Source organism: Streptomyces sp. NPDC021012 (assembly GCF_044333355.1).
Classification (GTDB): Bacteria; Actinomycetota; Actinomycetes; order Streptomycetales; family Streptomycetaceae; genus Streptomyces.
Genome location: NZ_JBIRQU010000010.1, coordinates 265,498 through 292,235, shown reverse-complemented (window position 1 = coordinate 292,235; position 26,738 = coordinate 265,498). Strand labels below are relative to the sequence as shown.

The 26,738-nt window shown below is 70.8% G+C and carries 21 protein-coding genes and 8 pseudogenes; 19 read left to right on the top strand and 10 right to left on the bottom strand.

Translation table 11 applies throughout. The features are described 5' to 3' along the window. Positions 1 to 353: 353 nt before the first annotated feature. Positions 354 to 1,751, bottom strand: a pseudogene (gene hemG, locus ACH4TP_RS29940) (protoporphyrinogen oxidase); the annotation flags it as partial. Positions 1,752 to 1,944: 193 nt separating this feature from the next. Here hemG and ACH4TP_RS29935 point away from each other — a divergent pair. The 4 genes from ACH4TP_RS29935 (at position 1,945) to ACH4TP_RS29920 (ending at position 6,936) form a co-directional block, all read left to right on the top strand. Further along, complete coding sequence (locus ACH4TP_RS29935) at positions 1,945 to 2,907, top strand: acyl-ACP desaturase (protein WP_398439650.1); 963 nt, start codon at positions 1,945 to 1,947, stop codon at positions 2,905 to 2,907. A gap of 395 nt (positions 2,908 to 3,302) precedes the next feature. Continuing rightward, entirely contained in the window at positions 3,303 to 3,770 is a 468-nt protein-coding gene (locus ACH4TP_RS29930) for a pyridoxamine 5'-phosphate oxidase family protein (RefSeq protein WP_398439649.1), read from the top strand. Positions 3,771 to 5,061: 1,291 nt separating this feature from the next. Next, a complete protein-coding gene (locus ACH4TP_RS29925) occupies positions 5,062 to 5,262 on the top strand; it encodes a hypothetical protein (protein WP_398439648.1) in 201 nt (66 codons plus the stop codon). A gap of 240 nt (positions 5,263 to 5,502) precedes the next feature. Then, positions 5,503 to 6,936 carry a DUF2252 domain-containing protein gene (locus ACH4TP_RS29920; protein ID WP_398183549.1) on the top strand — a complete coding sequence of 478 codons (1,434 nt, stop codon included), beginning with the start codon at positions 5,503 to 5,505 and terminating at the stop codon, positions 6,934 to 6,936. A 178-nt stretch (positions 6,937 to 7,114) separates the two neighbouring features. On the opposite strand, the gene ACH4TP_RS29915 is transcribed toward ACH4TP_RS29920, so the two are convergent. Continuing rightward, positions 7,115 to 8,482, bottom strand: coding sequence for a PP2C family protein-serine/threonine phosphatase (locus ACH4TP_RS29915; protein WP_398439647.1), 1,368 nt, complete (start codon positions 8,480 to 8,482; stop codon positions 7,115 to 7,117). Between the two features lie 316 nt (positions 8,483 to 8,798). Here ACH4TP_RS29915 and ACH4TP_RS29910 point away from each other — a divergent pair, with 316 nt between their 5' ends. From ACH4TP_RS29910 to ACH4TP_RS29895, 4 genes and pseudogenes are all read left to right on the top strand, one after another. Next, on the top strand, positions 8,799 to 9,080 hold the full coding sequence (locus ACH4TP_RS29910) for a hypothetical protein (protein WP_398439646.1): 282 nt from the start codon (positions 8,799 to 8,801) through the stop codon (positions 9,078 to 9,080). A 524-nt stretch (positions 9,081 to 9,604) separates the two neighbouring features. Then, positions 9,605 to 9,856: a hypothetical protein gene (locus ACH4TP_RS29905; protein WP_398439645.1), complete on the top strand. Its 252-nt coding sequence runs from the start codon at positions 9,605 to 9,607 to the stop codon at positions 9,854 to 9,856. An 81-nt stretch (positions 9,857 to 9,937) separates the two neighbouring features. Continuing rightward, the gene (locus ACH4TP_RS29900) at positions 9,938 to 10,120 is read left to right on the top strand and encodes a sulfatase-like hydrolase/transferase (RefSeq protein WP_398439682.1); all 183 of its coding nucleotides are present in this window, start codon (positions 9,938 to 9,940) and stop codon (positions 10,118 to 10,120) included. Further along, a pseudogene (locus tag ACH4TP_RS29895) lies at positions 10,069 to 10,611 on the top strand (sulfatase-like hydrolase/transferase); the annotation flags it as partial. The gene ACH4TP_RS29900 and the pseudogene ACH4TP_RS29895, both read left to right, overlap by 52 nt. Positions 10,612 to 10,799: 188 nt before the next feature. On the opposite strand, the pseudogene ACH4TP_RS29890 reads toward ACH4TP_RS29895, so the two are convergent. Both ACH4TP_RS29890 and ACH4TP_RS29885 read right to left on the bottom strand, forming a co-directional pair. Beyond that, positions 10,800 to 11,207: pseudogene (locus tag ACH4TP_RS29890) on the bottom strand (formylglycine-generating enzyme family protein); the annotation flags it as partial. Positions 11,208 to 11,235: 28 nt separating this feature from the next. Then, positions 11,236 to 12,561, bottom strand: a complete 1,326-nt coding sequence (locus ACH4TP_RS29885; protein ID WP_398439644.1) for a cation:proton antiporter — start codon at positions 12,559 to 12,561, stop codon at positions 11,236 to 11,238. Positions 12,562 to 13,265: 704 nt separating this feature from the next. On the opposite strand from ACH4TP_RS29885, the pseudogene ACH4TP_RS29880 reads away from it, so the two are divergent. The 3 genes and pseudogenes from ACH4TP_RS29880 to ACH4TP_RS29870 form a co-directional block, all read left to right on the top strand. Next, positions 13,266 to 13,478 (top strand): annotated as a pseudogene (locus ACH4TP_RS29880) (hypothetical protein); the annotation flags it as partial. Positions 13,479 to 13,624: 146 nt separating this feature from the next. Continuing rightward, entirely contained in the window at positions 13,625 to 14,488 is an 864-nt protein-coding gene (locus ACH4TP_RS29875) for a YhjD/YihY/BrkB family envelope integrity protein (RefSeq protein ID WP_398439643.1), read from the top strand. Continuing rightward, positions 14,485 to 15,069 carry a potassium channel family protein gene (locus ACH4TP_RS29870; RefSeq protein WP_389233648.1) on the top strand — a complete coding sequence of 195 codons (585 nt, stop codon included), beginning with the start codon at positions 14,485 to 14,487 and terminating at the stop codon, positions 15,067 to 15,069. Before ACH4TP_RS29875 ends, ACH4TP_RS29870 begins: the two co-directional genes overlap by 4 nt. Here ACH4TP_RS29870 and ACH4TP_RS29865 read toward each other — a convergent pair. Next, positions 14,981 to 15,772, bottom strand: a complete 792-nt coding sequence (locus tag ACH4TP_RS29865) for an FUSC family protein (protein ID WP_398439642.1) — start codon at positions 15,770 to 15,772, stop codon at positions 14,981 to 14,983. The genes ACH4TP_RS29870 and ACH4TP_RS29865 overlap by 89 nt on opposite strands. Before the next feature lie 809 nt (positions 15,773 to 16,581). Here ACH4TP_RS29865 and ACH4TP_RS29860 point away from each other — a divergent pair. The 4 genes and pseudogenes from ACH4TP_RS29860 to ACH4TP_RS29845 all read left to right on the top strand — a co-directional run. Continuing rightward, positions 16,582 to 16,790 (top strand): annotated as a pseudogene (locus tag ACH4TP_RS29860) (heavy metal translocating P-type ATPase); the annotation flags it as partial. Beyond that, on the top strand, positions 16,773 to 17,012 hold the full coding sequence (locus ACH4TP_RS29855; protein WP_398439681.1) for a (2Fe-2S) ferredoxin domain-containing protein: 240 nt from the start codon (positions 16,773 to 16,775) through the stop codon (positions 17,010 to 17,012). The pseudogene ACH4TP_RS29860 and the gene ACH4TP_RS29855, both read left to right, overlap by 18 nt. 847 nt (positions 17,013 to 17,859) lie before the next feature. Then, positions 17,860 to 18,318, top strand: coding sequence for a DUF6325 family protein (locus tag ACH4TP_RS29850; RefSeq protein ID WP_389233660.1), 459 nt, complete (start codon positions 17,860 to 17,862; stop codon positions 18,316 to 18,318). Positions 18,319 to 18,353: 35 nt separating this feature from the next. Beyond that, positions 18,354 to 18,647 (top strand): SHOCT domain-containing protein, encoded by a 294-nt coding sequence (locus ACH4TP_RS29845; RefSeq protein ID WP_389233663.1) that lies wholly within the window; start codon positions 18,354 to 18,356, stop codon positions 18,645 to 18,647. A 63-nt stretch (positions 18,648 to 18,710) separates the two neighbouring features. Here ACH4TP_RS29845 and ACH4TP_RS29840 read toward each other — a convergent pair whose 3' ends face one another. From ACH4TP_RS29840 to ACH4TP_RS29825, 4 genes and pseudogenes are all read right to left on the bottom strand, one after another. Continuing rightward, positions 18,711 to 20,000 (bottom strand): chloride channel protein, encoded by a 1,290-nt coding sequence (locus tag ACH4TP_RS29840; protein WP_398439680.1) that lies wholly within the window; start codon positions 19,998 to 20,000, stop codon positions 18,711 to 18,713. 251 nt (positions 20,001 to 20,251) lie between these two features. Continuing rightward, complete coding sequence (locus ACH4TP_RS29835; RefSeq protein WP_398439641.1) at positions 20,252 to 20,590, bottom strand: P-II family nitrogen regulator; 339 nt, start codon at positions 20,588 to 20,590, stop codon at positions 20,252 to 20,254. Beyond that, the gene (gene amt / locus ACH4TP_RS29830) at positions 20,587 to 21,909 is read right to left on the bottom strand and encodes an ammonium transporter (RefSeq protein ID WP_389233667.1); all 1,323 of its coding nucleotides are present in this window, start codon (positions 21,907 to 21,909) and stop codon (positions 20,587 to 20,589) included. The genes ACH4TP_RS29835 and amt overlap by 4 nt, the downstream gene beginning before the upstream one ends. Positions 21,910 to 22,007: 98 nt before the next feature. Continuing rightward, positions 22,008 to 22,459: pseudogene (locus ACH4TP_RS29825) on the bottom strand (MarR family transcriptional regulator). 1,110 nt (positions 22,460 to 23,569) lie between these two features. Here ACH4TP_RS29825 and rpmF point away from each other — a divergent pair. The 3 genes and pseudogenes from rpmF to ACH4TP_RS29810 all read left to right on the top strand — a co-directional run. Further along, positions 23,570 to 23,740 carry a 50S ribosomal protein L32 gene (gene rpmF / locus ACH4TP_RS29820; protein ID WP_389233804.1) on the top strand — a complete coding sequence of 57 codons (171 nt, stop codon included), beginning with the start codon at positions 23,570 to 23,572 and terminating at the stop codon, positions 23,738 to 23,740. Positions 23,741 to 23,747: 7 nt separating this feature from the next. Further along, positions 23,748 to 24,920 (top strand): GTP-binding protein, encoded by a 1,173-nt coding sequence (locus ACH4TP_RS29815; protein WP_398439640.1) that lies wholly within the window; start codon positions 23,748 to 23,750, stop codon positions 24,918 to 24,920. Positions 24,921 to 25,438: 518 nt separating this feature from the next. Then, positions 25,439 to 25,720: pseudogene (locus ACH4TP_RS29810) on the top strand (heavy metal translocating P-type ATPase); the annotation flags it as partial. 252 nt (positions 25,721 to 25,972) lie between these two features. Here the strand turns inward: ACH4TP_RS29810 and ACH4TP_RS29805 are convergent. Next, positions 25,973 to 26,203, bottom strand: a complete 231-nt coding sequence (locus ACH4TP_RS29805) for a hypothetical protein (protein WP_389233673.1) — start codon at positions 26,201 to 26,203, stop codon at positions 25,973 to 25,975. 172 nt (positions 26,204 to 26,375) lie between these two features. Here ACH4TP_RS29805 and ACH4TP_RS29800 point away from each other — a divergent pair. Further along, positions 26,376 to 26,573 (top strand): annotated as a pseudogene (locus ACH4TP_RS29800) (PepSY domain-containing protein); the annotation flags it as partial. Between the last annotated feature and the right edge of the window lie 165 nt (positions 26,574 to 26,738).

Genomic DNA, 26,738 nt, shown 5'->3' with positions numbered 1-26,738 from the left:
GCGCTACGTCGACGTGCTCCGCACGGGACCAACTCGGCCCGCAGCACAGTGAACCGACCCGGCCCGGCGGGCCGGCAGGGGCCGAACGGCCCTTCCCTGGTGCGGGGCGGCTCGGCCGGATCCTCTTCACCCGCAACCGGTGACCGGCACTCGGCGATCCGTCCCCTCCACCACATCGTCGGCGCGGGCGACGTCGTCATCCGCGCCCCGCCGGCTTGCGGGCGCTCCGGGCCTCACGTTCCTCGGAGCGCTCCGGATGCGGGGCCGACCGCGTCACGCGGTCCGGATGCCGGAGAGAAGACGGATGCGCCCCGTCCGCGCGGTCGGCACCACGGCCCAGTGGGCCCGCGCCTTCACACGGCGCCCAGCACTTCGTCGGCGGCACGCTGCCCGCTCGCCACGCAGTGGGCGATGCCGACACCGTCGTAGGCCGCTCCGCACACCCGTATCCCCGGCAGCTTCGCGACCGCTTCCCTGATCCGCTCGATCCGCGCCGTGTGGCCGACCATGTACTGGGGCAGCCCCTCGTGCCAGCGGCTGACCTTCGCCGCGACGGGCGCGGCGGTGAACCCCAGGATCTCGCCAAGGTCGCGGCGCGCGGCTTCGACGAGTTCCGCGTCGTCCAGGTACAGGGCCTGTTCGTCCCCGTGCCGGCCGATCGAGGCCCGCAGGACGAAGAGACCGGTGGCGATCTCCCTGAGCCATCGCCACTTGTGCGTCAGCAGGGTGGCCGCCTTGATCGTGCGCCCCTCCACCGGCGGTACGAGAAATCCGCTGCCGCCAGGCAGGACGGGCAGGTCCGCGCGGCGGAAGGCCAGCGTCACGAGCGCGGGCGAGGCGTACTCGACGCCCGACAGTTCGGCCGCCGCCGTCGGGATCTCGGCCTCGAGGAGTCGTGCGGCGGTCCACGCCGGTACGGCGACGACCACGCCGTCCGCGGTGTGGAGGCGACCGGCCGTACGGATCCGCCAGCCGTCCCCGGTACGGGTCAGCGCGAGAACCGGGGAGTCGAGAAGGATCTCCCCGCCCCTGGCTCGTACGGCATCGGCGACGGCACCCGGCAGTCGGCCGATACCGCCCGTGATCCCCATGAACACCGGGCCGGCGGGCGCGGCCGGCGAGGGCTCGCGGTGCAGTGAGGCGACGGCGTCGAGGAGCGAGCCGTGCTTCCGGGCCGCCTCGTAGAGGGCTGGAAGCGTCGCACGCAGGGATATGCGGTAGGCGTCCCCCGCGTACACACCGTCGAGCAAGGGCTCCAGGAGCCGGTCGACGACCTCCTTGCCGTACCGTTCGGCCACGTACGCGCCGATCGCGACGTCCTCCCCGACGGGGGTACGCGGCAGGGTGCGGTCCTGCTTCATGCGCGCGACGCCCTCCGGGGAGACCAGGCCCTCCAGCGCGGCCCGGTCTCCCGGCACCCCCAGGACGTGGCCACGGGGCATGGCGTGGAGCGCGTCGCGGCTCCACACGGAGGCCGAGGTCGTCACGGCCGGCTCCAGGCATTCCCCGAGTCCTACGGCCCGGGCCAGGTCGACCGCTTCGGGCCGGAGCGCGAACAGGGCTTCCGCGCCCAGGTCGACGGGCACGCCCGCGATCTCCCCGGCCCGCAGCTTGCCGCCCAGCCGCCCGGAGGCCTCCAGAAGCGTCACACGGGCGCCCGATTCGACGAGCCGGTGAGCGGCCGCGAGACCGGAGACACCTCCTCCCACCACGACGACGTGTCCCGGTGCGTCCTGACCACCCATGTGCGTGCCTTTCGCGCGAGAACTGCTCGGCGGACCTCCGGCCGGGTTCCGGAGCGTCGGTGGGCCGGAGGTCCACGAGCAGTGAACGCGAGCCGTCCGCCCCGCCAGAAGGGGCCGAACGGCCCCATCGGAACACCGCCGCGAGCCCGTAACTTACGGCCCCGTAGGTACGAGAGTTCCCGTGAAAGGCGCGTTCGCCGTGACCCTGCCGTCTCCCCGCCCGTCCGGTTCCTGGACGGACATCCGCATCCTGCACGCGCTCGAAGAAGTCGTGGAGCGCGAACTCGACCGCCACTTGGGCGTCTTCAAGGACTGGATGCCCCACGAGTACGTTCCGTGGTCCAGGGGGCGGAACTTCGACGGGGTCCTGGAGGGTGAGCCCTGGTCCCCGGAGCAGTCGCCGCTGTCCGAGGTGGGCCGGGTCTCGATGGTGGTGAACCTGCTCACCGAGGACAACCTGCCCAGCTACCACCACGAGATCGCCACCCTGTTCGGGCGCGACGGGGCCTGGGGGACGTGGGTGCACCGCTGGACGACGGAGGAGGCCCGGCACTCGATCGTGATGCGGGACTACCTGCTCGCCTCGCGTGCCGTGGACCCGGCGGCCCTGGAGCGCGCCCGGACGGCCCACATGTCCGCGGGCTTCGAGTCGGACAACCGCCACTCCCCCCTGCACACGGTGGCCTATGTCGCCTTCCAGGAGCTGGCCACCCGGATCTCGCACCGCAACACCGGTCACAGCTCGGGGGACCCCGTGTGCGACCGACTGCTCGCGAGGGTCGCCCTCGACGAGAACCTGCACATGGTCTTCTACCGCAACCTCCTCAAGGCGGCCCTGGAGATCGCCCCGGACGACGCCGTGCGCGCCGTCGCCGACGTGGTCTCCGGCTTCCGGATGCCGGGTCACGGCCTGCCCGGCTTCGAGCGGGCCGCGGCCCGCATCGCCCTCGGCGGCGTGTACGACCTGCGCATCCACCACGACGACGTCCTGCAGCCCGTACTCCGTCACCTCAAGGTGATGGACCTCTCCGGGCTCGGGCCCGAGGGCCTCAAGGCCCAGCAGGACCTCGGCGAGTTCCTCGCGTCGCTGGACACCCAGGCCGCCCGTTTCGAGGAGCGCAGGGCCGCGCTCCTGGCGCGACGGGCCGCCGCCCGGGACTGAGACGGCCCTGGTCGGAAGGCGACCGGACCGCCTCCTGGTCCGCCGCTTCGGCGGGGCCCTGCCACTCGGTCTCTCGGGACGTCAGGGCCCCGTTCCCGTCAGGGCCGCGTTCCCGCCCGCGCACCCACGACATGGCGGCGGCATGGCCGACGGGCCGCCGCGCGAGGCCCCGGCGCGACGGTCACCGGCGACCCCACCGCTTGTGGCGCTCCTGTGCGCGTGTCCCCCGGCATCGGCGCCGGCCCCACCCGGGCGCCCGGCCAAGCCGCGACGGAAGCCGCGCGAGCGGTGAAACAAGCCGGTCCGAAGGACGCAGGGGCCGAACGGCCCTTCCCTCACACCCCGTCCAGGCGTCTACTGAGACTCCTCCGCTTCCCGCTCCCAGGACACTCCCGATGAACGACACTCCGACCCACCCGGCATGCGCGGCGTCCGCCGCGCCGCGCCGCACCGTGACACTCGATCCCGACGAGGCCCTGCACCTGCTGGGCAGTGTCCCCATGGGCCGGATCGTCTTCACCCGGCAGGCGCTGCCGGCCATCCGCCCGGTCAACCACGTCCTCGACGAGGGCCAGATCGTCGTCCGCATCCACGAAGGCGCCGCACTGACACTGAGCGCCCACGAGGCCGACAGCCGGGGAGTCGTCGTCGCGTACGAGGCCGACGCCATCGACACGAGCGCCCGCCTCGGCTGGAGTGCCGTCGTCACCGGCTACTGCCGCCTGGTGACCGACCCGGCGGACATCGCCCGATACCAAGCGCTGCTCCACCCGTGGTCGGATCAGCACATGGACCAGGTCGTCCGCATCCGCCCCGACCTCGTCACGGGCATCCGTCTCCTCGACCCGAACAATCCCCACTGACCACGCCCGGAAGAAGACTGCTCCAAAAGGCCGAAGAAATCTGTGGGAGCCGGAGCGGTCCCAGCCGAGAACACCGCACATCCGCTTCACCCTGCGGGCGCTCCGGTGCCCGTCGACGAAGACGGATACCCAGCCTGTGAGCGATGTCCGTGAGAGAACGGACAGGTACGTGGTCGGCGCCGAGATCGCGGCGCATCGCCTCCTGCAGGCGGGCAAGGGCAGCTTCGCAGCCGGCCCGGCCTTCGGAGTACGACGGGGCACAGGCCAAGGCGCCGAGGAAGGCCTCCCGAGGCATACAGCCGAAGGCAGGGCACCTGCCTGGCTGCCGACACGGCGCCATGAGAGCCATCGGCCGATTCCGTCGAGAAGCTCTGCGCGTGCCGACGGATTCCCACACCTCCGAATCCGACCCGTAGTCACGTCGCCCGCGACCGCACGCCCCACCCGCATCGTTCCGAAGCCATGACTCACCAGCGGTGATCGACGTGGCAAGCCGCAGGTTCTCCAGAGCGGTCTCAGCCCCTGTCGCAGCCTCATCGTGGCCAAGATCCGGACCGTTCCCGGACCAATCCGCGCGAAGGAGCCGCACCGACTGCCGCTTCCACTGGTCAGCGTGGGTACGACCGCTGTACCACCAGCAGACCAAGAATCTGCTGGTGAGCTTCTCACCGAAGAAGCCCGGCTTCTTCTAGGGGCACGACAAGAGGCGCCTGACCTGGGCTTTTGCCCGTCAGGCGCCCCTCCCTCGCCCCGCGTAGGGCGGGGTCGCGTCTACGCCGAAACTCCCAGTTCACCCCGCAGGCACCTCGCCCCGCCTGCCCCGGTCCCACTCCTCCATGGACTGCTCGATGAGGCGGTTGGCCTGCTCCCGCACTCCGTCCAGGAACTGGATGGAGTGACGGTCGACAGCCCTGCCCCGGGCAAGCCCTCGGCGTCCGGGCTCAGCAGGTGCCGTCGGCGTCCTCGGCGACGACGGGGTTGACGGTGGCGGCCGAGTGCCAGCGTCTGTCGTCGGGATTCGCAAGGGGCGCCGGCCACGTCCGTGTGTTCACTCTGTGCAGGTGATGCGCGGCGCCGTCACCGGTCGCAATCTGGATACAGGGGAATCGGGGCCCGGCGAGCGTGCCCCGGAGGAGAGGCGGCGTTCATGGTGCCAGAACCTGCGGATCCCGGACGTGCACCGCCTGGGGCCGATGACGTACGACGTGAGGTTCGCGGTGCACGAGGGCACGACGTCGGCGGACCCGCCGAAGGCGGCTGCTTCGTCCACCTCGTTGCCCGCGGCAAGGGCATGGGGCAGCGCGAGCTGCAAAGGGCACGCACGAGCGAGCGGGGGTACCAGGAGTACGTCCGGGCCGCCGCCACCGCGACCGGGACACGGGGCGGCACGGGACACGCCGACCGGCTGACGAAGCTCGCCGATCCCGAGGACCACGGCGACATCACGGCCGCGGAGTACGAGCGGGCAAAGGAGAAGGGCCTCGCCGGCTGAAGGCGGGGCGAGCAAGGGCAGAGTCACGACCGTAGGACCTGCGACACCGGAGCTGAAGCCACTCGTGGGAAGCGGCGCAGTACGGATCGTCGACCTGCCGGGCATCGAGAAGGACGCGGACGATGTCGTCTCCTACGTCGAGCTCGGTGCCCTCGATCCGCGGAGGCGCCGGTGTTCGGCGACATCGACGGCGAGGTCGGCGGACTGTTCAGCGAGGCGACCGGAGGAGGCAGGGAGACCATGGCAGGAGCAGCGGGTCGTGCGGCGTCCGGAGCACGGGCGGTGGTGGAGCGTCCGAGCCGGGCGGAGCGGGTGGCACGCGGAAAGCAAGCACGGGCGGTGGCGCCGCTGGAGGCGCACGGTGAGTTCCGGCCGAGTCGATCCCGGGATCCGGTCGGACTGCTCTTGGGCCAGGCGGCCTCACGGGTGCCGGAGCTGGTGCCGATCCGGCACGGACGGATGCTGGTGTCGGCATTCACGTTCTACCGGGGCGCGGCACTGCCGATGGCGGCCGATCTCGCGGACGCGCCCACCTCGGGGCTGCAGGTGCAACTGTGCGGGGACGCCCACCTGTCCAATTTCGGGGCGTTCGCCTCACCCGAGCGGCGATTGGTATTCGACGTCAACGACTTCGACGAGACACTGCCCGGACCCTTCGAGTGGGACGTCAAACGGCTGGCCGCGAGCCTGGCGGTGGCCGGGCGGGACAACGGCTTCTCCCGTAAGGCCCGCCGAAAGATCGTCCGGGCGGCAGCCAAGAGCTATCGCACAGCGATGCGCGCCTTCGCGGACCAGTCCCTCCTTGACGTCTGGTACGCGCATCTGGACATCGAGGAGGCCATCGGGCAGTTCCGTTCCCAGGTCGAGGCAGAGCGGTTCAAGGCGACGGAGAAACTGCTGGCCAAGGCCCACAGCCGCGACAGCATGCAGGCGCTGGGCAAACTCACCACCCTGGTCGACGGCCGGCGACAGATCATCAGCGACCCGCCGACGATCGTCCCCGTCGAAGAGCTCTTCAGTGACAGGCGGGCCGACGCGATCCACGACCAGATCAGCACCGTGCTCGACGACTACCGGCTCACCCTGCAGTCCGACCGCCGGCACCTGCTCGCGCAGTTCTCGCTGGTCCAGATGGCCCGCAAGGTCGTCGGGGTCGGCAGTGTCGGCACCCGGGCCTGGATCGTACTGTTGGATGCCGGAGACGGCGTGGAACCGTTGTTCCTCCAGGCCAAAGAGGCCCAGGCGTCGGTCCTTGAGGAGTACGCCGAACGCAGCCTGTACGTCAACGAGGGCGAGCGCGTCGTCGCCGGCCAGCGTCTCATGCAGGCCCAGAGCGACATCTTCCTCGGCTGGACCCGCGTGACCGGCCCGGACGGCGTGAACCGTGACTTCTACGTACGCCAGCTGCGGGACTGGAAGTTCTCGGCGCCGATCGAGCGCATGATCCCCGCGGGCATGAAGGTGTACGCCCAGCTGTGCGGTTGGACCCTGGCGAGAGCGCACGCCCGCTCCGGTGACCGCATCGCCCTGGCCGCCTATCTCGGCGGCTCCAAGAAGTTCGACCACGCCATCGCGGACTTCGCGGAGGCGTATGCCGACCAGAACGAAGACGACTACCGCGCGCTGCAGGCCGCCGTGAAAGACGGCAAGGTCGAAGCCGCCTCCGGGATCTGAACCCCGGGAGAGAGGGCCGGGGCTCTGCCGGGTTCGCGGCTGCCGGTAACCCCGCGCGACGGTCACCGGACCCTGCCCCCACAGCAGTTGCCGGGTTCGGCGGCTCCCCTGCGGAAGCGACGGCGTTGCAGCCCCGCGAAGATCGCGTTCATCACGAACGCGACCGCTCGGCGTGCGTTCAGACGCCCGTGCCGTCCGGATGCGGAGGGGTACGGAGAGCGAGGATCGCCATGTCGTCGTGGCCGTCGCTGGGGTGGTGGTCGGCAAGAGCGTCGACGAAGTCCTGCAGGGGCAGGCCGATGTAGGCGACGGCAAGTTCGGCGAGTCGGTCCAGGTCGTCGTCGACGGTGTGTGCCGGGTGCTCGGTGAGTCCGTCGGTGTAGAAGACCACGGTGGCTCCTGGCGGCAGGGCATGGGTGTGGTCGGGGCGGTGCAGTTCCGTGTTCACGGCCAGCGGCAGGCCGGGCTCGGCATGGAGGTACCGCGCCTTCCCGTCCGGAGTGATCAGGAGTGGGGGAAGGTGGCCGGCAGTGCTCCAGTGCAGCATCCAGCCGTTCTGCGCGGGTTCGATGCGCGCGAGACAGACGGTGGTGACGGGCAGGTCGGTGATGGCGTGCAGGGTGCGGTCGAGCTGGTGGAGGATGGCGCTGGGCGGCGTGAGACGGTCGTAGAGCAGGGCACGGAGCATGCTGCGGGTCTGCGCCATGGCGGCGGCCGCATGCAGGTCGTGGCCGACGACGTCACCGATGACCACGGCGCAGGCGTTGTCGGGCAGCCAGATGGCGTCGTACCAGTCGCCGCCGAGATGGCCTGGGGCGGTGGCGGTAGCGGTGGCGGGACGGTAGACGGCGGCACCGGTGAAGGGGTGCAGGTCGGGCAGAGTGGGCAGCAGCAGGCGCTGGAAGTGCTCAGCGCTGCCACGGACCTGCTCGAGCAGGCGGATGTTCTCGATCGCGATGCCGGCCGCGCCGGCCAGGGTGACGATGACGTCCTCGTCCTCGTGGTCGAACGATCGCCCGTCACCGCGTTCGGACAGGTACAGGTCGCCGTAGATCGTGCCCCGCACGCTGATGGCGACCCCCAGCAGAGTGCGCATCGGCGGGTGGCCGGGCGGAAATCCGACGGAGGCGGGGTGGGAGGCGATGTCGTCGACCCGAAGCGGCCGAGGATTGCGGATCAGGTGCCCGAGAACCCCGCGCCCGTGCGGCAGGTCGGTCCCGGCCAGGTCGGCGCGCTCGGAATCGGACAGGCCGACGGTGATGAACTGCTCCAGCCCCTGACCGGACTCGTCCAGGACGCCCAGCGCCCCGTAGCGGGCACCGGTCAGATCCATGGCGGTGGCGACGACGCGGTGCAGCACCGCCGGCAGATCGTCTTCCCTGCTCAAGGCCAGTACCGCGTCCAACAGGCCCTGCAGCCGGTCCTTGGCCCTGGCCAGTTCTCGCAGCTTTGCGGCGATCTCGTCCAGCTGAGCATCCAGCCGCAGTCCCGGCTCTACGTCAGGAATCCGCGGCTGCCCCGATCCCTCTTCGCCTCCCGCCGTCACGGGCGCCCGCCTGCCCGGTCTCCGGCTGCGGCCGCCTTCGACCGGCGCGAATCGGTGGCCGCCCGAAGCGGGGCAGCACCGAGGCTGAGGCGGTCGGCCGGACGAGCAGGAGATACGGAATGCATGAGGAGCATCGTGCCAGCCCGGACCTCCGGGGCCAGGCGTTGGCACAAAGCGTGTCTCATAGGCGGCACCTGGCCGATGGATGCGGCATGAGCTGCGGTGACACGTCCTGACTGTCATCCTGGGAGGTCGGACAGCCAGGGTCGAGGTCCGGCCGGAAAAGGCGTGAGGACACCGCCGAGCGGAGGCCGGCATGCTGATCAGCCACAGTTCTGACGGCGACCTGCTGCGCGTGACCCTGCACCGTCATCTCGACATCGTCACCCGAGCCGCGGCCGCACGGGAGATCGAGGCCCTCGTTCACGCCCACCGCCCCCGCCGCGTGCCCCTCGGCCTCCCCGCCGGGGAACCGACGCCCGCCACACTCGGTACAGCCCTTCGCGCCCACCGCATCTGCGAGGGGCTGGAGATCCCTCTCCACCTGGCCGGAGCATCCACGGCAATGCACCGCCTGCTCACGGCGAACATCGCGTAGACCTCACCAGAAGGTGTCGACCAGATCAACCGTCGGTGGGGTGGGGTTGATCTCGGCGACGCCCTGTTGAGGTCGGCGAACGCGGCGACGACAGCTCATGCACAGTCCGCCTGACGATGCGTCATCCATTGCTCGCCTGCGCAAGCGAACGCAGACCCAGGCCTGGACGATCTTGCCTGGCGACCCGGAACGCATGCACGTCCGGTCCGTTGTCTCACGTGGGGAACAGGCGGCCTCTGCCGTCTCCCACGCTGAGAGTCAGGCCGGGACGCGGGTGTACAGCTGCCGTGCGAGGCTGACTACGGAGAGGTCAGAAGGCCCCGGGGACCGAGGAGGAGGCGATCGCTTCCTTCGCCGGAAGGAGCCGAGACGGCGCGCGTCGAAATGGCGGGCGGACAGCCACGGCCACCTCAGCGTCCTGATCGCCCTGACCGGGTGCCTCGCCGTATCAATGACTCGAGGTCACGCTCGGGGGCTCGCCGTGACCGCCGCCCTCCCTTGGTCCGCCCTTTCACCCGGACGTGATGGAGGTCGATGTCCCGGACAGCGTCGGCGAACTGCGTGCCGCGGAGGCGGAGCTGGCCGACCTGCTCGCCGAGGACGACATCGCCAACCTGGCCGAAGCCATGGAACCCGGCACGACAGCCGGGGTGTTGGTCTGGGAGAACGTGTGGGGCGGGGCCCTTCGCAACGGAACGACCGGAACAGCCGGACAGGATCGACTCGCGGCCGCCGGTCCCGCAACGCGGCACCGAGCAGAAGGTCAAGGAGCCTGACCCTTGAAGGGGACGGCGGTCGGCCCCCCTCCCAAGTCGCTTCCCAGCCTGGCACCGAAGGCACCTGAAGGTGCCCCGAACGTGCTGGTGATCGCCTGGGACGACGTGGGCTACGGAACGACGGAGTGCTTCGGCGGCCCGGTGAGAACGCCGACGACGTCACGGATCGCGGACTTGGGCGTGCGCTACTCGAACTTCCACACCACCGCACTCTGCTCCCCCACCAGACCGCACTCTGCTCCCCCACCAGGGCCTCGCTGCTGACCGGCCGCAACGCGACGTCGAACGGCATGGCCACCATCGCCGAGTTCAGTTCCGGCTTCCCCGGGATCTCCACCCGCATCCCGTTCGAGAACGGGTTCGTCTCGGAGGTTCTGGCCGAGCGCGGCTACCACACGTACTCCGTCGGCAAGTGGCACCTCACCCCTGGTGAGGAGACCAACATGGCGGCGTACAAGGGACGCTGGCCGCCGGGACGCGGATTCGAGCGCTTCTACGGCTTCCTCGGCGGCGAATCGAGCTGCTGGTATCCGGACCTGGTGCACGACAACCACCAGGTGGAGCCGCCGGCCACTCCCGAGGAGGGCTACCACATCGCCAAGGACTTCTCGGACAAGGCGATCGAGTTCCTCCGTGACGCCAAGGTCGTCGAGCCCGACAAGCCGTTCTTCATGTACCTGTCCCTGGACGCGGCCCACGCACCGCACCACGTCTTCACGGAATGGGCCGACGCCTACAAGGGCGTGTTCGACGAGGGGTACGAGGCGATCCGGCCGGGGATCCCGCGCCGCCAGAAGGAGCTCGGCCTGCTCCCCGAGCACACCGAGCTGTCCTTGATCAACCCCCATGGTGAACCGGACGCGACGGGCCCGGACGGGCAGCCGTGGCCGATGCTGGACACCGTCCGGCCCTGGGATTCGCTCAGCGCGGACGAGCAGCGGCTGTTCATCCGGTGCTCGCCGCCCGGCTCGATTTCGTCGCCCCAGGGGAACACATGCGGATGGAGGCCGCCGCGGGCGGCGTACTCCCACTCCGCCGCGGTCGCCAGCCGTTTGCCCGCCCAGGCGGCGTAGGCCGTGGCGTCGTTCCACGAGACGTGGACCACCGGGTGCTCCGCACGGTCACGTACGTCCGCCCCTGGCCCCTCCCCATCGCCGGGCACGGTCCAGTCGTCTTCCGCGCCCATGAGGAACTCACCGCCGGGGACACGCACCATGCCGTCCGCCCGCGCGCCGGTCGCGGGGACGGGCGGCGCGGTCGTGGTCACCCGCCGCGCCGTCCCTCCTCGGGAGGGGCTGCAGCAGTGTCCGCCCGATCCACTTTCCGCCGTCGAGCGCCCATCAGAATCCATGCGACTCCTTCCGTCGTCGGCCCCTGGCCTACGACGTGGTGGACGAGGCTCCGGCCTCCGGTGTCTCGGCCGGCCCCTCCCGCAGGTCCGGCCGTCGGGCGGCGGCCTTCCTGTGCCAGGCGCCGTACCGCTCCGCGAGGAAGACGGCCGACACGCCGTGCAGCAGAATGCTCAGCGCGATCGTCACGGCGACCACTCGTCCCAGGAGCTGCACCCCCGGCACGTGCTCCTCCACCACGAGCAGCCCGAAGACCACGGAGGCGAGCCCGCGCGGCCCGAACCATCCGACGTAGGCAACGGTGGGAAGGGCCAGACCGCTCCCGGCCAGGGAGAGGGCCACGGGCAGCATCCGGACCACGGTGAGACTCAGCACGGCGTAGGTGACGACCCGCCAGTCCAGCTGCTCCAGTGCCGGACCGAGCAGGACGGCCCCGAAGACCAGGAAGCTCAGACAGGCGAGCAGCTCGGCGAGGTGCTCGGCCAGGTCGGCAGTGTCGTCCGCGGCAGGCCGCGGCGTGTCCGCCGTCGTCTCCTGCCGGAGAGAGACACCGAACGCGAAGCCGGCCACCCACGCCGCGATGAACCCGCTCCCGTCGACGGCGACCGCGAGCGTGTACGAGCCCGCCGCCACGGCCAGGACGAACACCTGCCGCCAGCCGTCGTCGACCCACCCCTGCTCGCGCGCCCGGCGCAGCACCCACCCGCCGACGCCGCCGACGGCCAGGCCCAGCGCGGTGCTCAGCACGAGCGCCCGCCAGAAGACCCCGGCCGTTCCCTCCTCCGCGGCCGTCGTGCCGGGCAGGCCCGCGAGGAAGAGGACGAAGAAGGGCAGCGCCATGCCGTCGTTGAGACCGCTCTCGACGTTGAGGCCGTTGCGGACGAGCGGTGGAACGCTCGGGCTGGACACCGCCGTCTTGCCCAGAGCCGCGTCGGTCGGGGCCAGGATCACGCCGACCAGGGCGAGTTCCCAGACGGTCAGGCCGGGCAGCAGGGGCCACGCCAGGAGCCATCCGGCCCCGATGGTCAGCGGAAGGCCGATCCCCAGCAGGCGGCCGGGCAGGAACCTGCCGAGGCTCAGATCCCTTCGGTGCACCGCCATCGCGCCGGTGAGCAGGACGAGCGTCAGGGTGGCCTCGACCAGGGTCAGCACCGGTCCCACGTCATGGCCCGGATCGAGTAGATCGAGCCCGAGCGGACCGATGGCCACCCCGCAACCGGTGAACACCATCGGAGCGGACACGGCGGTGGTGGACAGCCGTCGGGAGACCAGCGCGTACGCGGCCGAGACGGCGGCCACGGCCGCCCCGGTCCACGCGCTGCCGCTCACCGTGCCCTCACCCGTGCGAGCGAGCACCGGTCCGCCCACCGCTCCCTGACCGCGCCGCACCTGCGGTACGGGCCGCTCTCAGCGGTTCGGCCTGGAAACGACGTACGGCACGATCCACCTGACATGGTCTCGGGCACTCGACCACCCATCGGTGAGGAACTCAGCAGGCCACTCATCATCGAACACCGGCCCCTCCTCGCACGGCAGCGACATTCCACCTCCGTACGCCAAGGTATTCGCACCGTCCTCCGGAGCCGGCCGCCGGGGCGGAGGCGCTGGCTCGGTGGTGGAAGCCGACGCGGTCGGCGGCGTGCGGTGGCCGGCGTCGAAGCGCTTGATCGCCCTGCGGATGTCGTCGGCGAGGAGTTCGATCTCGTCGCGGTCGACGCCGTGGCGGACCAGGACGCGCTGGATGACGGTTTCCTGGCGCCTGGCGGCAGGGGTAGGGGGTAGGAGGGGCCCTGTCGGCCGCGCATGCGGAGCTGGTCGGAGAGGTCGTACAGGGTCCGGCCGACGGATTCGGGATCGGTGAGGGTGTAGGAGACGGCGGGCAGGGCGCCGTCGCCGTCGTAGAGCCGGGTGAAGGGGCCCATGTCGGCGATCTGGCGGGCGAGGTGTCGGGCGGTGTCGGCGCAGGCCTGGTAGACGCGGCCCGCCCGGCGTCGCGGACTCATCGCGGTCCACCTGTCAGGAGCGGCCACCGCCCAGCACGCAAGGGCGGACGACACCGCGGCTGGCCGCGTCTGCTGCCGCATGGCCTCGGCTGGTGGATCGCCGCCGTCAACCAGCTCGGCTCAGTTGTCTTCATGGTCTCGGCGCTCGCCGCCTTCACCCGCCCCGCCGCGGGCAGCCTGATCAACACCGACATCGCCGACCGGGGCACTCTCACCGGCGCTCTCTGCTTCTCCGTCGGCGGCGTGCTCCAGCACTTCGAACGGCCGTGAGGCGTTGAGGTGACAGCGTGACCCCGACGACGCGTGACGCGTCCGCGCAAGGGTTTCCAGGCGATCATCGACCCAGGTGGTCATTGCCGGAAGGATGCGTCATGCGGTCGAGGGGCAGATCCCCAGGTGGTTCGGGAGACAACCACATGCCACGGACCACCGCTGAGAGCGGGTCGCCGAGCGGGAACGCCGGGCGTACGCGGCGGGCCGCCGAGTGGGGCAGGGCGAAGTATTCCGGGTCCTGGGCCGAGAACCTGTGGCACCGGCTGGACGCGGTGGATTTCCTGAACCGGGCCATGGTGCTGGCCGCCACGCTGCTGTTGTGCGCTGTCCCGTTCATGCTGATCGTCGCCGCTCTGGCCGGGCGGTCGGCGGTGTCGTACCTGAGTGAGCGGCTGGGCCTGAACCACGAGGCCGCCACCGAGGTCGGTGGCCTGTTCGCCTCTTCCACGGCCACCACCTCGGCGGTGACCGGTACGTCGTGGGTCTTCTTCGTCCTCGGCGGCATCGCATCGGCCTCCGCGTTCCAGACTCTGTACCAGCAGGTGTTCGAAGTCCGTCCGCACGGCGTACGCGACAAGCTGCGCGCGGTGGTCTGGCTGGCATGGGTCGTGGCCTGGACCGCCGTCGGCACCACGGCCGGGCACGAGTTGCACTCCGCGGCGCCCGTCGCATGGTGGATCGTCAACGTCCCCGCGTTCATCGGCTTCTGGTGGCTCACGATGTGGTTCCTGCTGGCCGGCGAAGTCGCCTGGCGCAGGCTGCTGCCGTGCGCCGTCGCCACCGGCGCGTTCTGGGTCGGCATGCTGGTGGTGTTCCACTTCGCCTTCTCCGGCATGGTCATCAGCTACAACCAGAAGTACGGGCCCATCGGGGTGGTCTTCGCCCTCATGTCGTTCTTCATCGCGATCGGTGTGGTGATCACCCTGGGCGCCGCCGTCGGCATGATGTGGCACGACCGCGGCCTGTCCTTCCGGGCCGCGCTCAAGAAGATGCGGAGGGCGTCATGATCCCTGGCACCGGCGCGGCGCGCCAGGACCAGGCCGGCGCCCGGCCCTCGTTCCGTCGCATCGCCTGGACCGTGCTCCGCGTCCTCGGCACGCTTTTCCTGCTCGTCACCCTCTATTACCTGCTGCCCCTGGACCACACCTCCACGACCGCCGCCCCCGCCACCCTCCTGATCGGGCTGGCCGTATTCGTCGCCCTGGTCGCGGGACAGGTCCGCACGATCCTGCGCTCCCCGCACCCGGGGCTGCGCGCCGTCGAGGCGCTGGCGACCTGTGTCCCGTTCTTCCTGCTGCTGTTCGCGGGCGCCTATGTCGCGCTGGCATCCCTGTCGCCCGACAGCTTCGGCACACACCTCTCCCACACCGACGGGCTCTACTTCACCGTCACCGTGTTCTCCACCGTCGGCTTCGGCGACATCACCGCCAAGAGCCAGACGGCGCGGCTGCTGGTCACCGTGCAGATGATCACCAACCTGATCGTCCTCGGGCTGGCCATCAAGGCCATCCTGGCCGCGGTACGCCGCGGCCAGGAGCGCAAGGCATCCACCCCGGACGTTCCCCGGGCCGACGCCCAGGGACGCTGACGCCGGACCGGAGCGCGCCGATCAGCGCCCCGGCCAGGCGCTGCGCGGCGGCAAGCGTGGCCTGCTCCAGGTTCGGCTTCATCGCGACCATGGCCGCGATCGGCATCCAGTAGTTGTGCGACAGGTCCAGGCCGAACGCGAGCGCGACCGTACCGCCGATGACCACGGCGCGCAGCACCGCGAAGACGATCAGCGGCGGCGTCAGCTTCCGCCGCGAGGTGTCGCCGGGAATCTCCGGAACCGGCGGCGGCTGGTCCCGCCGACCCTGGATGAGCCATGCCACGAACGCCACCGCGATCCACAGCGCGACCCCGCCGACCCAGGAGACCGTCTGCGCCCAGATGCAGCTGGTGCCTCGGGCGTGCTGACGGAAGACGAACGAGATCGAGAAGGCGACGATGAACCAGACGTTGAGCAGCAGGGCGGTGACGAACCGGCGCGCGCCGAACGCGACCGCAAGCCCCGCCGGCAGAGTGACCACGAAGGCCGCCAGCGCCAGCCAGCCCCAGGCCTGTCCCCCGAGGTGGGACCCCGGCGCGGTCAGCCCCGCGCCGATCAGCCCGAAGACGGAGACGTACGACGCGCGGCGCCCGAAACTGCCGCCCGGATCATCCAGCGCCGCGAAGAACAGGCCGATCAGCGCGCTGAGGAGGTACTCCTCGTGCCCGATCGCCCAGAAGACGATCAGCGGCACCAGTGCCATGTCCAGGACCAACACGCCACGCGCCCGGTGAAGCCCGCAGGGTCGGGTGTGAACACCTTCGACAGCCAGCCGCGGCCCCCCTCCGCTGGGCAGGCTGACTTTCCCGCCCGCTCACAGTCGTCATCGTCGCTCACTCTCACTCGCCGCACTTGACACCGACAGTTACGAACTGTCCGGTCGGTGAAGAGCGTGGCTCGGCGACCCGCCGTACGCTCACCCGGCCCGGCCGTCATGGGAGCTGGGGCGATACCGCTTCGATGTACTGGGGGCCTCCGACAACCCGGGCTCGACAAGGACGACGACAAATCGGAGGACTGAAAGTCGATGCCCGCGCCAGCCACTGACGAGTCCGCGAGCCGGCCGTGCTGCCGCCTCCGAAGAGCCTGGCCGAACGGACCGTGTCCATGCTCCCGAACGGCCCGAGGAAGGCCTGGATGGGTTCGCGACCGGTCCTTGGGAAGTGGACGCCCAAGGGCTGCGGCCCAGCCGCCTGAACCAGTGGGCGGCCACTTGCGTTGCCGCGGGCCGTGGCTGCGGCCAGACGCGTCGCGGGCCTCACGCGTCCTTGCCCGCCAGGACGCGCCGGGGCGACAACTCACTTGACTCTGTCGGGGATCTTGACGCTGTCGGGGATCTTGAAGTCCCAAGGTGCCGGTCGTGATGGACATTCCGAGTAGACGACCCGTTCTCCCTGGTCAGAGCGTCGGTGTACGGGCAGGTGTGTGGTGGAGAACGCGTCGTTGCCCCGGTGACCGTTGGGCGAAGGCATCGTTCGTGCTCCCTGGTCTTGGTGAGGCTGTGGTGGCTGGCGCGACGAACTGGCCGCCATCCCCTCGATCGTGCAGCTCTCGCACACCGCATGCCGCCTCGTCATCCAGAACCTGGTCACCGCCGACGCGTTCATCACCGTCCTGGCCGCTTGGGGCATGATCGGCCCCTGCCCCTACCCCTCGGCGTCGCCGGCCACGAGGGCTCCGCCGTCATCATCGGCCTCAACGGCTTGCGCCCACTGCGCGAAGTCGTCCAGCCCTCCGCCGAAGGTCGCAAGAACGGCGGCCCCCCTGTCTGGCTCGGCCTCGTCAACGGCCCCGACGCCACCACCGACACCACCGGCACCACCGGCACCACCGCCTGGATCAAGGACAGCGGCCCCGACCTCACCGGCCCGTCCGACATTCTCGATCTCTACGCCTTCCGCCCCTCCCGCCGCATCCGAGCCGAGCTCCACGACGACGCGTAATCCCGCGCATGGCCCACTTGTTGGCAAGGTCCCATGTGCGCACCGCCGACCTCGACCTCCTGCGCTGCTACACACCGCGCCCCTGACCACCCGTCGCGCGAACGGAAGGAAGCACCTCGTGCCGGACCGTGCCGGAGATCGGGAAGCACATCGCCAAGATCCGGGCTCTCTACGGCCGGCACCGGCTCACTCGTACCTTCGACCTGCCCGAGCTGGGCGACTGGGCCTGGGACGTCCCCCGGGTCGGCCCCGGCGTCGACGTGCTCGGCGCCGTCATCGGCTTGCGCATCCTGGACCCCGGGGCTGCGCCCGGTGTGCGCCGACGCCGTCGACCACCTGCGGGAAGCCGCCCCTTACGACCTGATCCACTCCGTCAGCGGCGTTCCCTTTCTGAATCCGCACCGCCTTCTGCCCGCCATGGCCACCGGGCTCAAGCCCGTCGCCGCGCGCCCCGAGATCCTGCGGCTGCCCGGTACGGACATCGAGCACCAGATGGACATGCGGGGCCTCGCACCGCAACTGCGGGAGGACCTCCTCGTCGACCACGGCCTCGCCATGGAGACGATCAGGACGGTTGACTCCCCGCAGGCCGACCAGCCGCTGTCGTACCGGCTACGGACGGCCACGTCGGGCCGCAGCCCGGGCCCCGGCCTGCGCGTGGGCCGCAGTCGACGCCTCCCGACCACCTCCGGGTCGGACTCGTCGTCTCCACGGGCTCGGTGTGAACGTGCGAGGCGCACCGGCCGATGCTGCAATGGGAACAGGACTGCGTCCGGGGCGTCCGTCGAGACGCGGCACGGACGGGACGGGGTCGGTCAAGTCCTTCCCAACTGCGTGTGGAGTGGTCATGAGCGATGAATTCGAGGACATGGGGCCGGTGGACTACCTGGTCATCGAGTTTCCCGGCAACCGCATGACGGGCAAGGGACTGCCCCTCCTCCTCGATCTGGTCGAAAGAGGCATCATCCGCATTCTCGACCTCACGTTCGTCCGGAAGGACGCCGACGGCAGTGTCGTCGGCCTGGAACTCGGGGACTTCGACGCCGACGGCGAGCTGGACCTGGCCGTGTTCGAGGGTTCCTCATCAGGGCTCCTCGGCCAGGACGACCTCGACGAGGCGGGGACGGCCCTGGAGCCGGGCAATTCGGCCGGCATCATCGTCTACGAGAACCTCTGGGCCGCCCCCCTCGCGCGGGAACTGCGGCGCGGCGGCGCGCAGCTCGTGGCCGGCGGGCGCATCCCCGTGCAGGCTCTGCTGGCCTCGCTGGACGCCGTGGAGGAATCGGGCGGCAGCGCCGCCGCCTGACGCCGGCGGACGACAGACAGTCAAGGAGGATCGACATGCCAGGACTTCTTCGCGGTGTGGCACGCACCGCGGTGGTGGCCGGGACCGCGACCGCCGTCTCCAACAGGGTCTCGCGGCGCCAGGCAGGCCGCTGGGCCCGGCAGGAGGCGCCGCCGGCCGAGCAGTACGCTCCGCCACCGCAGCAGGCCCCGGAGCCCGCGCCTCCCGCGCCGGCCGACGACATGAGCAGCAAGATCGCTCAGCTCAAGGAACTCGGTCAGCTGAAGGAACAGGGCGTGCTGACCGAGGAGGAGTTCGCGGCTCAGAAGAGCAAGCTCCTCGGCTCCTGACCGCCGGAGCGCCGTGCCCCCGCCCCGAGCAGCTGATGGCTGCCGGGGCGAGGGACGACGCGTTCACCCGGTCGGACGCCCGGTCGCACGCTCGCCGAAGGCGGGGATGCGCGGGCCCTGAGGCAGAAGCTCGGTGACGACGAAGGACAGGACGGCGGCCAGTACCACCAGAGCCACCGTCTCCGCGTTGCCCAGCAGGAGCACGACCAGGATCACGCCGCTCACGGGCAGCCGCAGCGCCGCGGTCACCGAGGCGGCCATGCCGATCGCCATCGCCGGCACGAGACCGAGGCCCGGCAGGGGGGCGAGCAGGACGCCGGTCGCTCCGCCCAGGAACAGCGCGGGAAAGACGGGGCCACCGCGAAGACTGCCCAGACACAGCGTGTACGCGAGGCCCTTGAAGACGAGGATCGCGACGAGGGCGCCCACCGACCAGGCGTGGGGGCTCTGCGCCAGCTCGGACAGCGTCGCCTCGCCGGACAGGGCTGCCTCGGCGGGCGAGCGACCGGTGGTGACGGCGTAGAGCGTGATGCAGACCGCCGCGCCCGTCGCGCAGAGAACCGTGTTCCGTACGATCCGGCTCACCACGAAACGGGCCGCGAACCGGCCGCCCACGAGGGCCCAGTGGACGACGAACGCGACGGCGGGCGCCACGACGAGGACCCACAGCACGTCCGCGCCGTCGAGCGGCGGCGGCTCGGGCAGCCCGATGTCCAGGCTCCCCGTCTCCAGGCCCGTCCAGTGGACGAACCCGGTGAAGATCAACGCTCCCACGCCGCTGGACAGCAGCGCCGGCAGCATCACCGCAAACAGCTGCGGTCCGCCCACCCCGGCCACCTCCATCAGCAGCACGGCGCCGACCACCGGGTTCCCGAAGAGCGCGGAGATGGCCGCCGCCGCCCCGGCCGCGCCGAGCAGCGCCGTGCTCGCCTCGGTCTGCGGGGCGCGGACCAGGCCCGCGAAGAACAGCGCGAGGCCTCCGCCCAGGGCGATCAGCGGCGCCTCGGGGCCCAGTACGGCGCCGAGCGGGAGACCGGCCACCGCGGCGAGGACTACACCGGGCAGGGCCTGCTTCGTGACCCCGCCCGCATGCAGCCCGCCCGCCGGGATGTGTCCACCCCGGCCGGGCAGGCGTGCGACCACCAGACCGACGACGAGCCCGGCCACCGGCAGCAGCATGAGCCCCCACCACCAGGGAGCCTGCTTCCAGCCCAGGTCCTTCGGCCAGTCCGTCCAGATCAGGCCCTCCAGCTCGTGGAGCGCCACGAGGAACCAGAAGGCGACGAGCGCCACCGGAACGCCGATCAGCCCGGAGAACACCAGGGCCTTGCGGTACTCGGGCCGCCGCAGCATCGTCCGCAGCAGGTCGGCTTCCTGGGGCTGGCTGCCCTGCGCATCGGTCACGCGGCTCGGGGGTGGGGTTCCGGTGATGGGGTCCTCCACGGCTCGACACCACGCCAGGCACCCGGGTCGACGGGACGCAGGATGGCGCTATGGGTATATATCGGGGCGTATATACCGTGAGGGCGGCGCGGTTATGCGCGTGCGCCGCGGTTCAGCCGTTGAGCGGAGCTGGCGAAGGCGACCCGGTGCCGCCCCGTACGTCAGAGCGCGTCCGGGCCGCGCTGCCCCGTGCGGACGCGCACCACCGTCTCCACCGGCACCGCCCACACCTTGCCGTCGCCGATCTTGCCCGTGTGGGCGGCTCGGACGATGGCGTCGATGGCGGGCTCCATGTCGACGTCCTCGACGACGACCTCGATCCGGGCCTTGGGGACGAGGTCCACGCGGTACTCGGCGCCCCGGTACACCTCGGTGTGGCCGCGCTGGCGCCCGTAGCCGCTGGCCTCGGTGACCGTCAGCCCGTTGATGCCGAGTTCCTGGAGCGCGTTCTTCACCTCGTCGAGGCGGAACGGCTTGACGATCGCGGTGATCAGCTTCATGCGGAGGGCTTCCTGTCCTTGACGAGCGGGGTGACGGGGGACGCGGCGTGCAGCGGTGCGCCGCCGTGGCCGAGCACGCCGTGATCGTAAGCGGTCTCCGCGTGCACCGTCTGATCGAGTCCCGTCAACTCCTCCTCGGCGGAGGCCCGCAGCCCCATCGCCCGGTCGAGGACCTTGCCGATCCCGTACGTGACGAGGAAGGTGTACGCCGCCACGACCGCCACGGCGAGGGCCTGCCGACCGAGCTGGCCGAGCCCGCCGCCGTACAGCAGCCCCTCCTTGCCGCCGGTCATCACCGAGGTCGCGAACAGGCCGATCAGCAGCGTGCCGACGACGCCTCCGGCGAAGTGCACGCCCACGACGTCGAGGGAGTCGTCGTAGTCGAAGCGGAACTTCCAGGCGACCGCGTACGAGCAGACGACGCCCGCGGCGAGACCGACCGCCGCCGCGCCCGGCATGCCGACGACCCCGCACGCGGGAGTGATCGCCACGAGCCCGGCGACCGCGCCGGACGCCGCGCCGAACGTGGTCGGGTGGCCGTCGCGCCGCTGCTCGACGAAGAGCCAGCCGAGGAGACCGGTGCACCCGGCGACGAGGGTGTTGAGGAGGGACGCGGCGGCCAGACCGTTCGCGCCGAGCGCCGAGCCACCGTTGAAGCCGAGCCAGCCGAACCACAGCAGACCCGCGCCGAGCAGGACCATCGGCAGATTGTGCGGCCGCATCGCGTCCTTCTTGAAGCCGATGCGCGGACCGAGCACCAGGCACATCGCGAGGCCGGACGCGCCCGACGCGATCTCGACGACGAGTCCGCCCGCGAAGTCGAGGGCGCCCAGCGAGTGGGAGATCCAGCCGCCGGGACCCCACACCCAGTGCGCCACGGGAACGTATACGAGAAGCGTCCATACCGGCACGAAGACGAGCCAGCCCGCGAACTTGGTGCGGTCCGCGACCGCGCCGCTGATCAGCGCCGCCGTGATGATCGCGAAGGTCAGCTGGAAGGTGCTGAAGAGGAAGGTGGGAACCGTGCCGGTGAGGGTGTCGGGACCGATGCCAGCCAGGCCGAGGTGTCCGAGGCCGCCGATCAGGCCCGCGAAGGCGTCCTCGTCGAACGCGAGCGAGTAGCCGGCGACCAGCCAGACCACCGTGACCAGGGCGATCGACACGAAGCTCATCATCAGCATGTTGAGGACGCTCTTCGTGCGGACCATGCCGCCGTAGAACAGAGCCAGGCCCGGGGTCATCAGCAGAACCAGCGCGGTGGCGGCCAGCAGCCAGGCGGTGTCGCCGGTGTCGAGCCGGGGTGCGGCGGCGAGGGGCATCAACGGTCTCCTCCTACAGGGTAGGAGGAGAGCCTCGTGGCGGTGCGTTTCGCGATGCGTACACAGGCGTTTCCGCTGTGTTTCGTATGACGCGGGGATTACCGGAACCTCACGCCCCCGCTCGTGCCGGAGGGTCCGCTCTCGGCGTCGGCATGCTCGACCGCCGCGACGAGCGGGGCCGGCTCGGAGTTCTTCGCGGCCCCGTCGAGTGCCTCGCACAGGGCGGCGTCGTAGGCCGACCGGGCCTCCTCCGGGAGCTCCGGACCGACCGTGGTGACATCGGTGCAGATGCCGCGGCGGTCGGTGGGGCACACAGGTACCGGGAGAGCGGTCCGCAGCCCGCAGCCCTCGGTCCTCGGTCCTCGAGCCGGCTGACCGGGCGGGTCGTGGCGCTCTGGCTGAGCACGTCGAGCAGCGAGTACCCCCGAACGCTCAGGTCGTGCCGGGACTACAGGGCGCGCTCGATGCACGTCTCGATCCTGCTGTGCAGGGGCGCCAGGGCGCCCCAGTCGCCGGCGAGGGCGGTGAGCGCGGGGGCGGTGGCGGGCATGGGGGTCCGTGTCTCCTTCCGGGTGCGACTGGGCCCCGGTGCTCCACCAGGCAAAACATCAGCGGGAGGCGATACGAGGCCTGCGCAAGCGCCCCTTTTCCGAAGGTCCTCCGTGTGCGCGCCAGCCGCGGCGCGGCCGGCGGCCGTGTGACCCGGGCGGCGGTCGCCAACTTCCGGTCCCCTTCCAGGCGCTGTGGCACCGCGCGCACTCGCCGACATAACCCGCACCGGCCGCGTGAAGTGCCTCGACCACGACATCCGGACGGCTCGCGGGAACGGATGTCTCGATCTTCAGCCGCGTCATGCCTGGACGCCCGGAAACAAGTGGGGCCCCGTCCGCAGGGAGCGTCCCAGGCAGGTCGAACGCCCCGAGCACGTGGCGGCCTGAACCGCCTGCGACCGGGTCGCCGCCATGCGCGCCGACGCCCCCGTGAGGGACACGGTGAACGGACGGCGTGCCGTAGTCGGCACCTCGTGGGTCCGCCCCTGAGCTCCCCCGGCCGCAGGTCCAGGTCCGGCTCAGGTCCAGCTCGCGTCACAGCACGCGGCAGCTACGGACCCGTGCGCCGGCCCGCATGCCGATCACCGGCGCCACCCGGCCGGCCATCCAGCGGCCCACCGGAGCCGGTGGGGAAGGCGGCGTGACAGCCTCTGGGCGGCCCATCACCGGTCCAGGGCGTTCTCGATCGAGTGCGTCGGCGTCGGCCGGCGTCCTGCTCACCAGGCTGCACGCCTCGGCCAGGTGGGGGGCACGGACTCGGTGACGGCCACGGCGGCGCCTCGGCCAGCGCCGGCTGGATGCGGGTACTGGCCCGTACGAGTGGGGATCCTGCGCCGAGTCGCTGGCGATCGAGACGACATCGACCTTGTCAGCGCCGATCTGCTGGGCGACGCCCCCCTGTACACATCGGTCGAGGCGATCACGGGAATCACGGGCGAGGGGCCCACGGGCCGGGCTCCGACGGCCGGATCGGGCACTGGCGAAGCCGCCCCGACCATGCGAAGTACCCACCCGACGAGGTCGAGCAACACCGAGACGAATTGATAATGACATCCATTTCCATATATGTTCTCGACCACTACCCGATCCACCACCCCCTGGAGATCCCCATGGCCGTCCCCAAGCGGAAGACGTCCCGCAGCAACACCCGCCACCGCAGGGCCCAGTGGAAGGCCACCACACCCCAGCTAGTCCCGATCACGATCGACGGCTCGGTCCACCAGGTGCCGCAGCGCCTGGTGAAGGCGTACGAGCGCGGCCTGATCCGCCCCGAGGGCTGAGCCGCTCATGACGACGTACGGCCGACTGCCCGTGACCGTCCTGTCCGGCTTCCTCGGCGCGGGGAAGACCAGCCTGCTCAACCACGTCCTCGGCAACCGCGCGGGCTTGCGGGTCGCGGTCATCGTCAACGACATGAGCGAGGTCAACATCGACGCGGCGCTCGTGCGCGGCGGCGAGGCCGCCCTGTCCCGCACCGAGGAGCGCCTGGTGGAGATGACCAACGGGTGCATCTGCTGCACCCTGCGCGACGACCTGCTCGAAGAGGTCGACCGCCTCGCCCGCGAGGGCCGGTTCGACCACCTGCTCATCGAGTCCAGCGGCATCTCCGAGCCCATGCCCGTCGCCGCCACCTTCTCCTTCCCCCGCGACGACGGCGCCACCCTCGCCGACCTCGCCCGCCTCGACACCATGGTCACCGTCGTCGACGCCGCGAACTTCCTCCCGGAACTCGCCGGCGGCGACGAACTCGCCACGCGCGGACTCGCCCCGTACGAGGACGACGAACGCACCGTCAGCGACCTCCTCGTGGACCAGGTCGAATTCGCGGACGTCATCGTCCTCAACAAACTCGACCTGGTCGGACCGGACCAGGCCGCACGGCTGCGCGCCACGCTCGCCCGCCTCAACCCCGAAGCCCGGATCGTCCCCGCCGTCCATGGGCACGTGGCCCTCGAACAGGTCCTGGACACCGGCCTGTTCGACGTCGAACGCGCCCAACAGGCCCCCGGCTGGGTCAAGGAACTCAACGGCGACCACGTACCCGAGACCGAGGAATACGGCATCTCCTCCCTCGTGTACCGCTCCAAAGCCCCCTTCCACCCCGACCGCCTCTGGACCTTCATCACCAAAGACCTCGACAGCGGCACCTACGGACGAATCCTGCGCTCCAAGGGCTTCTTCCAACTCGCCAGCCGACCGCGCCTGACCGGACTGTGGTCCCAAGCCGGCGCCGTCGCCCGCTTCGAACCCTCCGGCACCCGGGACCCCGGCACCGAACAGGGCCAAGAGCTGGTGTTCATCGGCACCGACCTGCGCACCGAAGCACTCCGCACAGCCCTCGACGCCTGCCTCCTCTCCCCCGGCGAGCAAGCACCCCCCGAGGACGACTTCCCCACCTGGGAGACATACGGCATCCACGACACCTGCGAACACGAACACGCCGCCACCCAGACGGCCTGAACCCCCGGGCCGGAATGGGGGTCCCCTGCTCGAACGAAGCCGAGAGCTTGGGGGAGGTCACAGCCACGGCACCGCCCAGCCCGGTACGGCACGGTCCGCTGGCGGGTCGCACGGGCACGGACCTCCCTGATCGCCCTGCTCACCCTGCTCACCCTGCTCACCGGGCGATGAAGCACCCGTGCCCTTGGCGGTGCCCGCCCCGGGAACCGAACCGTGCGACCATCCGACTCCTCCGGAAACACGGCCCGATCCCTCCGGTGCCGTACGACACGCTCTGGAGAGGCCGCCGATGGACAAGCCACGAGAATCGCCCTCCCCCGCGAAAGCGACAGGACGGTTCGCGTCACCGCCCTTCGTCCTCGGAGGATTCCTCCTGCTGCTGGCCCTGGTCTTCACGGGGTCGTACGCGCTCGGAGTGGCCGTGGGACCGGTCGGCCCCCTCTCGGACCCGCCGTCCACGACGGGTCCGACGCCCGGCACGGGGAACACGCACCACGGGGGCCACTCGTGACGCGCGGTTGCGTGTCGGCCAGACGTTCCGCGTACGGCCCGGCGAGCGCGTCGCCACCGACAGCGAGGTGGTCGTGGGCGGTTCGGCGGTGGACCTGTCCCTGGTGACCGGGGAGAGCGAGCCGATCGGGGTCGAACCGGGGGCCCTGGTGGTGGGAGGTTCGGTCAACGTCGCCCGACTGTTGCTCGTACGGGCCACGGCGGTCGGTGCGGACACGCGCCTCGCCCGCACCGCCCGGCTGGTGGAGGAGGACCAGGCCGGGAAGGCCCGTGTGCAGCGGCTGGTGGAGCACGGTTCGGAGCATCCGTTGGGCCGAGCGGTCGTCGATCGACCGCGCACGGGCTCACGCCGATTCCCGAGAAGAAAGCCGCTCTCGTGCGCACCCTGCGGGAACGCGGCCATCGGTGCCGCGGACGTCACCCTCGTACGTGATGATGGCGGTGGTCGACAGCACCCCGCCGCCAGGGATTCCGACATGAGCAGGGACCGACGGCCCGCGAACTCCGTGCTTCCGTTCCAGCGGACCGTCGGCTTCCTGGTCTCAGGAGGAGGGCGAAGCCGCGCCCACGGTCAGACGGTCCAGCGCACCGGCCTTGGCCTGGGCGACGAGGTCGGAGAACTGGTCCTCGCTCATCTGCACCTGCTGCCCGAAGTCGTCGGTGATGCGCACCCGCCTGTCCTCGGGTGCATCGGCGTCCACGAACAGCTGCGGGCACCCGCAGTCACACTTTCCACAGAAGGTCGCGATCGGTTCCGGACTCGGGTTGGGCATCTGGGCCACCTCACCATGTCGAGGTTCGGATCATTCCGGCAGGAATGGATTGCCCAGCCATCCGTATCAGCCAAACCATCGCAATAGGTGACCAATACCACGCGGATTCGCGGGAACTGGAGAGGCTCGGCACACGACTCCTCCCTCTCACCACACACAGCTCGACCAGCCCCGTCCGCTCGCCGAGCAGATCGCCGCGGCGCGGACCGCTCACCTGGAGGCCCCCTCCGCAGAGCCGAAGGACACCATGCGCGTGGTGCTGTCGCTTCCCGAACCGGGCCAGAAGCAGCGCACCGTCTTCGTCGACCCGTACACCACCGAGGTGCGGGGCGAACTCACCACGTCATGGGGTTCGACCCCGCTGACCACCTGACTCGGCGACTTCCACAAGAACCTGCGGCTGGGCGACACCGGCCGCATCTACTGCCGACACTATTCCAAGGGGCATGACCACGCCCCCGGCCCCCACCCTGTCCGCACGCCTTCACTCTCTGGACACCGGAGCCTCGCAGCCGCCGAAAACGGATAGCCGACA

Coding starts and splice junctions, on each gene's coding strand:
- ACH4TP_RS29835 (WP_398439641.1), bottom strand. CDS start 20,590: ATGAAGCTGATCACCGCGATCGTCAAGCCGTTCCGCCTCGACGAGGTG.
- ACH4TP_RS29840 (WP_398439680.1), bottom strand. CDS start 20,000: ATGCTGCGGCGGCCCGAGTACCGCAAGGCCCTGGTGTTCTCCGGGCTG.
- ACH4TP_RS29865 (WP_398439642.1), bottom strand. CDS start 15,772: ATGGCACTGGTGCCGCTGATCGTCTTCTGGGCGATCGGGCACGAGGAG.
- ACH4TP_RS29850 (WP_389233660.1), top strand. CDS start 17,860: ATGAGCGATGAATTCGAGGACATGGGGCCGGTGGACTACCTGGTCATC.
- ACH4TP_RS29925 (WP_398439648.1), top strand. CDS start 5,062: ATGGGGCAGCGCGAGCTGCAAAGGGCACGCACGAGCGAGCGGGGGTAC.
- ACH4TP_RS29920 (WP_398183549.1), top strand. CDS start 5,503: ATGGCAGGAGCAGCGGGTCGTGCGGCGTCCGGAGCACGGGCGGTGGTG.
- ACH4TP_RS29815 (WP_398439640.1), top strand. CDS start 23,748: ATGACGACGTACGGCCGACTGCCCGTGACCGTCCTGTCCGGCTTCCTC.
- amt (WP_389233667.1), bottom strand. CDS start 21,909: ATGCCCCTCGCCGCCGCACCCCGGCTCGACACCGGCGACACCGCCTGG.
- ACH4TP_RS29845 (WP_389233663.1), top strand. CDS start 18,354: ATGCCAGGACTTCTTCGCGGTGTGGCACGCACCGCGGTGGTGGCCGGG.
- ACH4TP_RS29910 (WP_398439646.1), top strand. CDS start 8,799: ATGCTGATCAGCCACAGTTCTGACGGCGACCTGCTGCGCGTGACCCTG.
- ACH4TP_RS29930 (WP_398439649.1), top strand. CDS start 3,303: ATGAACGACACTCCGACCCACCCGGCATGCGCGGCGTCCGCCGCGCCG.
- ACH4TP_RS29905 (WP_398439645.1), top strand. CDS start 9,605: ATGGAGGTCGATGTCCCGGACAGCGTCGGCGAACTGCGTGCCGCGGAG.
- ACH4TP_RS29875 (WP_398439643.1), top strand. CDS start 13,625: ATGCCACGGACCACCGCTGAGAGCGGGTCGCCGAGCGGGAACGCCGGG.
- ACH4TP_RS29805 (WP_389233673.1), bottom strand. CDS start 26,203: ATGCCCAACCCGAGTCCGGAACCGATCGCGACCTTCTGTGGAAAGTGT.
- rpmF (WP_389233804.1), top strand. CDS start 23,570: ATGGCCGTCCCCAAGCGGAAGACGTCCCGCAGCAACACCCGCCACCGC.
- ACH4TP_RS29870 (WP_389233648.1), top strand. CDS start 14,485: ATGATCCCTGGCACCGGCGCGGCGCGCCAGGACCAGGCCGGCGCCCGG.